Below are 6,940 nucleotides of genomic sequence, written 5' to 3' on the forward strand. Positions count from 1 at the left end.
ATGCAGCATGACTTTGCTCCCAAAGCCTTTCCGATTTAAGGACAAAATCATGCGGTAGCAGGATGGTATGAAAAAATTGACGCGAGCAGATGGAGGCGCGCTTGCGGGCGAGTATCGTTCTACTCTCGGCCGGGTTCACCCTCGCCGCCAGCATCGTGATCGCGGGCGTTGCGGCGCCTCGCCGACAGATCGGGGCGGATTTGGTGCGGGAATTCGCGATTCCCGAGGCGACCCAAGGGGTAGGCGTGGATGCCGAACACCTCTACGCCGTCGACAACCGCATGATCGCCAAATATGACAAGGCGAGCGGCGAGCGGGTCGCGGTTTTCGAAGAGCAAAAGGGTGGGCCGATCAAGCACTTCAACAGCGCCGCCGTAGTTGACGGAAAAATATACGCGGCGCACTCGAATTTTCCCGAATGGCCGGCGGCCAACTCGGTAGAGGTCTTTAACGCAGCAACCATGCAGCACGTCGATACGCATGCCCTCGGCATCGATCGCGGCTTCCTTACCTGGCTCGATTACCACGACGGTTCATGGTGGGGCGCATTCGCCAACTACAACCGGGTCTTCAGTCCAATCGCCTCTGGAAATAAGGCGCAGGTCGTCCGCTTTGACCGCGACTGGCGGATTGCCGAGACTTGGGGTCTGCCGGATGAAGTACTCGAGAAATTCGGGGACATGAGCAATTCGGGCGGATCCTGGGGACCCGACGGTAGACTCTACTTGACTGGGCACGATGCCGCCGAGGCCTACATGATGGAGCGTCCGGAGACCGGGTCCGTGCTGAAATGGATCGCGACGGTGCCATTGAAAAACACTGGCCAAGGCATCGCCTGGGATCGCGCGACGCCGGGTGTGCTTTATGGCATCATCCGCGGCAAAAGCCACGCAGATAACCGCATGACGGCCAACCGCATGGTGCTCGGCCAGCAAAGGACTGGATCTCAATAGCCGTTGGACGAGATCAGCCTGCGGGCGCTAACATCACAGAGAGGATAACCGGGAGCCAATCATGTGCCGAAACATAAGAACCCTGTCCAATTTCGATCCGCCGGCGACGGACGAGGAAATCCACGATGCTGCGCTGCAGTTCGTGCGCAAGCTGAGCGGAACGACCAGACCGTCGAAACGGAATGAAGCGGCATTCGATCGCGCGGTGCGCTCAATCGCGCAATGCGCCCGCGAACTCATCGATTCCCTGGAGACATCGCAAGCGCCGCGCAACCGCGAGGAAGAAGCCGAAAAGGCACGCGCGAGAAGCGCAGCCCGGTTCGCGTGACCGGATTCCTGAGGTTGCCGGCAAGTCCATGAGCGCTAAATGCGTCACTGATCCGCAGAGGCGTGTGTCCGCGCCTGGTGAAGCACTCTGGAGCCACGCCAACGATCGCCCGGCGACGCGCGCCGGCTGGCCAGAAAGATAGCCGCCGGGGTAACGTCCGGCCTGCGGATCCGCGTCTTCGCACAGCTTTGGGCAACACGGCCTGACCGGAGAATCAGGATGCCTTCGGCAACTGGTTGATCTTCGCCGCCATGATGAAATCATTCTCGTGCAGGCCCTTGATCTTGTGGGTCCACAGCGAGACCTCCGCATGGCCCCAGCCGAAGCAGACGTCGGGGTGATGCCCCTCCTCCTCCGCCAGCCGGCCGACCTCGTCGACGAAGGCCAGCGCCTGCTTGAAATCGTCGAACTGGAACTTGCGGCGGATCAGATGCCCGTCGTCCAGGAGATCCCAGCCCGGTGTTTCCGAAAGATAGCCGGCGGCTTCGTCCCTGGTCAGCGGCGGTATGCCGCCACGGCATGGAGTGCAGGACTTCTTAGCGATATTCTCGGTCATAAGTTCCTCCTTTCTCAAGAGGTTATCTCGACCGGGCTGCCGACCGCCAGGCCAAGCTCTCGGTCCGCGCGGCCCTGGTTGACCGCGATCTCGGCAAGCCCGTTCGAATTCTCGTACCAGAAGACACTGCCCGGCAACCGGTCGCTGAACGTTCCGGCCCGCTCCAGCATTCGGCCGGCTGCCGCAAGTTTCGCATCGGGCGGTAGCATGGCCGCCCTGAGGCCGGTCATGGCGTTGCCGTAGTGATCAAGATAGACGATCTCGGCAAGGTCGTCCGGCCAGTCTGGCTGCCGGCCGACATCGTCGCGCGGCTGGCCGGGCGGCGGCTCGCCGCGCGCCAGCATCGCCGCCACCGGCGCGAACAGGTCCCGCCCGTGGAAGCTGGCCGACAACTGTTCGGGCCTCCAGTCGATCTCCCACGAGCGCGTCTTTCCGGCGCGCCGCTGGACAAGCTCGAACAGGCCGTTGCCCGGGCCGACATACCACCGCTGATCGGCCTCCACGACCACGGCCGGCCGCTCGCCACCGACGCCCGGATCCACGACGCAGAGAAAGGCCGTGCCGGCCGGAATCCACACGGCATAGGCGGCCAGAAGATAGGCCGATGCCGCCGGATTGGTGGCCGGTGCATCGGCGAAGAGGTCGATGACGGGAATTCCTGGCGCTTCCCGGTGCAGCACAGCCTTCATCTGTCCCGTATAGGGCCCGCTGAGGCCGAAATCCGTAAACAGAACGATCATGTGGCCAGCTTGCGCCAGAGAAGCGCGAGGATGCAAGGTAAAGCGTGACGGTCGCTTTGCCCGGCCTATGGAAGTTCGATCTCGCCGTCCACCACGTGGTTGAGGCCGGTGCCTTCCGCCGTCAGCGTCATGCGGACCTTCAGCTTCCTGCCGCCGACCTGCCCTTCGCGCACGGCCTCCTCGATCTTGCGCTGCGACGTGATGCCGACTTCCTTCAGGAACTTGCGGAGCGACATGTTGAAGGCGTCTTCGCTCATGGCGGAACTCCTCTCTATCCGGGAGGGATTGTAAGGGAAGGCAAGCGGTCAAGGAAGCAGAACAGTCATGCAGTGCCATAGCCGTGCCATAGAAAAAGACCCCGAGCCGGGAGGAGGCGTCGGGGTCTCTTGATCGGCCCCTTGGGAGGAGGAGCGGAACCGATCGATTGGCTTGCGCAGCGGGAGGAGGTACTGCGCGCTGTCAATGGTGAAGATAGAACATGCCCCATCATCGAATTGTTCCCGAAGTAACATCGCAGTCTTGCGCGGAGCGCATTGTAGCAATGCCTTGAATTAGCCGTGTTGAATCCCGATCTGTCACGTGGGAAGCGGCTCTGGAGCTCCCGGAATCCGATAATCAATCAATGAATCAAGGTGGTAGGCGTCCGCACGGCTGACCGGCTACGCGCGACCAACTCCCACCCGACGAACGGAGGGACGGCCATGCGAGAATCTGCCAAGACCCTGGATGCGATGACGCTCCGCGAGCGCTCGGATTTGATGACCTCCGTCGCCAATGCGCTTGAAGCGACGGCCGAGAAGGCACAGGAAATTGGGAACGACCGGTATGCGGCGAACTCGATCAGCCTGGCGAGAATCATAGACGGCTGCGCTGGCGACCTCGTGACAAGCAACCTGCCTGCGGCCGAGCTTCTTCTGCAGCACGGAATCAGGCTGCTGGCGCTATTTAAAGGTGGGACGCCGCGGACCACGCTTCACTGATTTAATGCATGTCGCCCAAAAGTGTGCAGCGGTTTTGGGACAATGACATGCATAAAGCAATGACCTAAAGCGCGTCGCATGAGTCCGATTGAACGCGACGCGCTTTAGTTACACGCGTCGCCTGAGCAAGGGCCATATATGGCGCGGGCCGCAGGGGCGGCCGAGCTACAGCGCCGAGCGTCTTATCAGACACGCAAGGGACGCTGTAGCACTTTGAATTGCCGCATGTTTTTATCCGACTTAAGGAATGATGCAGTGGGTGATGGAATGAACGACGAATTGCAAGCTCGAGCCGTGCAACCCGCAGCGATCCGCGAACGCGCGGAAGCGGAGATGAAAGCACTCGGGATCGATGACGCGTTCATCGGTCGGTTGGTCGACACCTTTTATGGCCGGGTGCTCGCACATCCGGAGCTTGGGCCGGTGTTCGACGCAAGGCTTTCGGGACGCTGGCCGGAGCATATGGAGAAGATGAAAAGCTTCTGGTCCTCGGTTGCCTTCCGCAGCGGTGCTTATGGCGGAAAGCCGGTTCAGGCGCATCTCGGCATCGCCAACATGTCACCGGAGCTTTTCCCGAAATGGCTGGCGCTCTTTGCCGAGACCCTTGACGACATTGCCCCGAACAACGACGCGAAGGCCTGGTTCATGGCCGCGGCAGAGCGCATCGCGCGAAGCCTGACGCTCTCGCTCTTCTACAATCCGGCGCTGGACGACCCGGCGCTCAACCGTTCCTGAATTGGCACTCATTCCGGACGAACGCCGGCGACCGCTCCTGGCCCATGGTGGACCTTGCACGTCAGAACGCTGAGGTCCGAATTGGGTGGTGGGACTAAGCCGCTCGCGCGGCAATGGCGCTTGTGGCTGGCGGTGCGTTTCCTGATCGACGTCGGTTCTTTGTGTCTCGGGTTCCTGGCCTGACGATTGAGACTTCTCAATCTGATGGACAGGAGGGTCCGATGACAGAGGAGAAGACCACCGCGCTGCGTGAGCGGATGATCGAGGACATGCGCATCCGCGGGATGGGCGACAAGGCGCAGCAAGGCCACATCCGGGCGATCAAGGATTTCGCGGCCTTTCTGGGGCGCTCACCCGACACGGCGACGCCGGAGGAGTTGCGGGCCTACCAGCTACACATGACCAATGCCGGGGTGACGCCCTCGACATTCAATGTCCGGATCATCGCGCTCAGGTTCTTTTTCGGGATCACCTGCGGGCGCGAGGAGATGAAGCGGTACATGCAGTTCCAACGCAAACCGCAGAAGCTGCCGGTCGTCTTGAGCGTCGAGGAGGTCGCCGACCTGCTGGCCGCGGCTCCCGGGCCCGGGCTGAAGTATCGGGCGGCGCTCAGCATCAGCTATGGCGCCGGGCTGCGGGCGTCGGAGGTGTGCCACCTCAAGGTCACTGACATCGACAGCGAGCGCATGCTGATCCACGTCGAAGAAGGCAAGGGCGGCAAGGATCGCAAGGCCATGCTATCGCCGGGCTTGCTGGATCTGCTGCGCGATTACTGGCGGGAGGCGCGTCCGCGGGGATGGTTGTTTCCCGGCAAGCCGAAGATCAATCCGATCTCGCCGCGCCAGCTCAACCGGGCCTTCACCGCGGCCAAGCACATGGCGGGCATCGCCAAGCCCGCAACGCTGCATACCCTGCGCCACAGCTTCGCCACGCATCTGCTGGAGGCGAACACCGACGTGCGGGTGATCCAGGTTCTGCTCGGCCATGCCAAGCTGAGCAGCACCGCCCGCTACACCCACGTCGCCACCAAGTTGATCCGCGACACCATCAGCCCGTTCGAGCGCCTGAAGCAGTTGGAGGATCTCACCCTGAGGCGTCGGCTGGAATGAAGCGCGCGCCGGGGTGCCCCGGCAAAAGCTGGAGATCGCTGACATCTTCCGAGCCTATGGGCCTGCGTGGCGGCGAGCCAATGCCGGGCATGTCAGCCTGACCCAGCTCAAGGTCATGGCGGCGATCGAAGCCTGCCGAACCGAGGCGCTCGGCGGGCATGTGGCGGCTTGCACCAAGTGCGGGCATAACCACATCGCCTATAATTCCTGCAAGAACCGGCACTGTCCGAAGTGCCAGGGCCCCGCGGCGCGCGACTGGATGGCCGCCCGCGCCGAAGACCTGCTGTCGGTCGAGTATTTCCACGTGGTCTTCACCCTGCCGGCCGAGATCGCGCAGATCGCTTACTGGAACAAGAAAGCTGTCTACGACCTGCTGTTTCGGGTATCGGCCGAGACGCTGAGCACTATCGCCGCCGATCCCCGGCAGCTTGGCGCGCACATCGGCATGACCAGCGTGCTACACACCTGGGGATCGGCGCTGATCCATCACCCGCATGTGCACATCATCGTGCCCGGCGGCGGGCTGTCGCCGGATGGCACGCGGTGGATCTCATGCCGCCCCGGGTTCTTCCTGCCGGTGCGGGTTCTGTCGCGACTGTTCCGGCGGTTGTTTATCGCAGGGCTGCGGGCACTGCATTGCGCCGGCGATCTGAGGTTCTACGCTGATCTGACAGCTCTCGCAGAGGCTGACGCGTTCGCCGCCTGGCTGTGCGCAAATCAGAATGGGTCGTCTATGCCAAGCCGCCGTTCGGCGGTCCCGAAGCGGTGCTCGCCTATCTCAGCCGCTATACCCACCGGGTGGCGATCTCCAACAGCCGTCTGATCAGCGCCGATGCCGAGACCGTCACCTTCCGCTGGAAGGACTACCGGATCAAGACCGGCGACCGTCAGAAGGTGATGCGGCTGGCCACCGACGAGTTCATCCGCCGCTTCCTGCTCCATGTGCTGCCCGACGGTTTCCACCGCATCCGCCATTACGGCCTGCTCGCCAGTGCGGGCCGCAAGACCAAGGTCGCAAAGATCCGCGCTCTGCTCGGAGCGGAAACGGCCAAACACAATGATCCGCCAAGCGCTGAGACGATCCCGCTCACTCTGAGACAGCCATGCCCCGAGTGCGGTGGCCCGATGCGCATCATCGAGATCTTCCGACGCGGTCAGAAACCCAGAGCCCGGGCGCCACCGAGAAAGCAGGCCGCATGACAAGGTGCCCGTCACATTGGCCAAAGCCGACCCGAAAACACTCTGCATTCCGGGATCGGATCGCTTTGCGCCCAATAACACTGAGCATCGCAAAAGCGTCGAAATCGGCACCAACGAGACCGCCAGATCTGCTTCCGATCATCGCCTCCCACACCCTCGGGTCGGCGCCTTTGCGTCTGTCGGCAGCGCCGAAGTCCACAACAGACGCCCGCGGCCCCGCGCTTTCCCCATAGGTCCCACCCAGCCTCCGCGGCTTCCTCCTTCCAAGGTTTGTCAACGCGGGCCGCCCAACGCCAGCGGCAAACGTCGCGCTGCGGCCCGCATCGAAAAACCTTCAGG

8 protein-coding genes and 1 pseudogene are annotated in these 6,940 nt (G+C 62.6%); 6 read left to right on the forward strand and 3 right to left on the reverse strand.

Translation table 11 applies throughout. The features are described 5' to 3' along the window. Positions 1-89 precede the first annotated feature (89 nt). Positions 90-953 carry a cycloisomerase gene (locus tag GHK62_RS11630; protein ID WP_153439218.1) on the forward strand — a complete coding sequence of 288 codons (864 nt, stop codon included), beginning with the start codon at positions 90-92 and terminating at the stop codon, positions 951-953. A gap of 61 nt (positions 954-1,014) precedes the next feature. Then, complete coding sequence (locus tag GHK62_RS11635; protein WP_153439220.1) at positions 1,015-1,281, forward strand: DUF2277 domain-containing protein; 267 nt, start codon at positions 1,015-1,017, stop codon at positions 1,279-1,281. A gap of 214 nt (positions 1,282-1,495) precedes the next feature. Here the strand turns inward: GHK62_RS11635 and GHK62_RS11640 are convergent, their stop codons facing one another. The 3 genes from GHK62_RS11640 to GHK62_RS11650 all read right to left on the reverse strand — a co-directional run bounded on the left by GHK62_RS11640 (position 1,496) and on the right by GHK62_RS11650 (position 2,834). Next, positions 1,496-1,837 (reverse strand): 4a-hydroxytetrahydrobiopterin dehydratase, encoded by a 342-nt coding sequence (locus GHK62_RS11640; RefSeq protein ID WP_153439221.1) that lies wholly within the window; start codon positions 1,835-1,837, stop codon positions 1,496-1,498. A gap of 14 nt (positions 1,838-1,851) precedes the next feature. After that, on the reverse strand, positions 1,852-2,577 hold the full coding sequence (locus GHK62_RS11645; RefSeq protein WP_153439224.1) for an SAM hydrolase/SAM-dependent halogenase family protein: 726 nt from the start codon (positions 2,575-2,577) through the stop codon (positions 1,852-1,854). A 65-nt stretch (positions 2,578-2,642) separates the two neighbouring features. Next, the gene (locus GHK62_RS11650; RefSeq protein WP_153439226.1) at positions 2,643-2,834 is read right to left on the reverse strand and encodes a DUF6494 family protein; all 192 of its coding nucleotides are present in this window, start codon (positions 2,832-2,834) and stop codon (positions 2,643-2,645) included. 444 nt (positions 2,835-3,278) lie between these two features. On the opposite strand from GHK62_RS11650, the gene GHK62_RS11655 reads away from it, so the two are divergent. The 4 genes and pseudogenes from GHK62_RS11655 to GHK62_RS11670 all read left to right on the forward strand — a co-directional run bounded on the left by GHK62_RS11655 (position 3,279) and on the right by GHK62_RS11670 (position 6,601). Continuing rightward, on the forward strand, positions 3,279-3,557 hold the full coding sequence (locus tag GHK62_RS11655; RefSeq protein ID WP_153439227.1) for a hypothetical protein: 279 nt from the start codon (positions 3,279-3,281) through the stop codon (positions 3,555-3,557). 267 nt (positions 3,558-3,824) lie between these two features. Further along, positions 3,825-4,292 (forward strand): group III truncated hemoglobin, encoded by a 468-nt coding sequence (locus GHK62_RS11660; protein ID WP_153439229.1) that lies wholly within the window; start codon positions 3,825-3,827, stop codon positions 4,290-4,292. Between the two features lie 221 nt (positions 4,293-4,513). Further along, positions 4,514-5,401 carry a tyrosine-type recombinase/integrase gene (locus GHK62_RS11665; protein ID WP_153437046.1) on the forward strand — a complete coding sequence of 296 codons (888 nt, stop codon included), beginning with the start codon at positions 4,514-4,516 and terminating at the stop codon, positions 5,399-5,401. A gap of 13 nt (positions 5,402-5,414) precedes the next feature. Then, positions 5,415-6,601: pseudogene (locus tag GHK62_RS11670) on the forward strand (IS91 family transposase). Positions 6,602-6,940 lie beyond the last annotated feature (339 nt).

Source organism: Sinorhizobium terangae (genome assembly GCF_009601505.1).
GTDB lineage: Bacteria > Pseudomonadota > Alphaproteobacteria > Rhizobiales > Rhizobiaceae > Sinorhizobium > Sinorhizobium terangae.

What these genes read in the sequence shown, in the direction of transcription:
- GHK62_RS11645 (WP_153439224.1), bottom strand. Translation starts at nt 2,577, where the DNA reads ATGATCGTTCTGTTTACGGATTTCGGCCTCAGCGGGCCCTATACGGGA.
- GHK62_RS11665 (WP_153437046.1), top strand. Translation starts at nt 4,514, where the DNA reads ATGACAGAGGAGAAGACCACCGCGCTGCGTGAGCGGATGATCGAGGAC.
- GHK62_RS11660 (WP_153439229.1), top strand. Translation starts at nt 3,825, where the DNA reads ATGAACGACGAATTGCAAGCTCGAGCCGTGCAACCCGCAGCGATCCGC.
- GHK62_RS11655 (WP_153439227.1), top strand. Translation starts at nt 3,279, where the DNA reads ATGCGAGAATCTGCCAAGACCCTGGATGCGATGACGCTCCGCGAGCGC.
- GHK62_RS11635 (WP_153439220.1), top strand. Translation starts at nt 1,015, where the DNA reads ATGTGCCGAAACATAAGAACCCTGTCCAATTTCGATCCGCCGGCGACG.
- GHK62_RS11640 (WP_153439221.1), bottom strand. Translation starts at nt 1,837, where the DNA reads ATGACCGAGAATATCGCTAAGAAGTCCTGCACTCCATGCCGTGGCGGC.
- GHK62_RS11630 (WP_153439218.1), top strand. Translation starts at nt 90, where the DNA reads ATGGAGGCGCGCTTGCGGGCGAGTATCGTTCTACTCTCGGCCGGGTTC.
- GHK62_RS11650 (WP_153439226.1), bottom strand. Translation starts at nt 2,834, where the DNA reads ATGAGCGAAGACGCCTTCAACATGTCGCTCCGCAAGTTCCTGAAGGAA.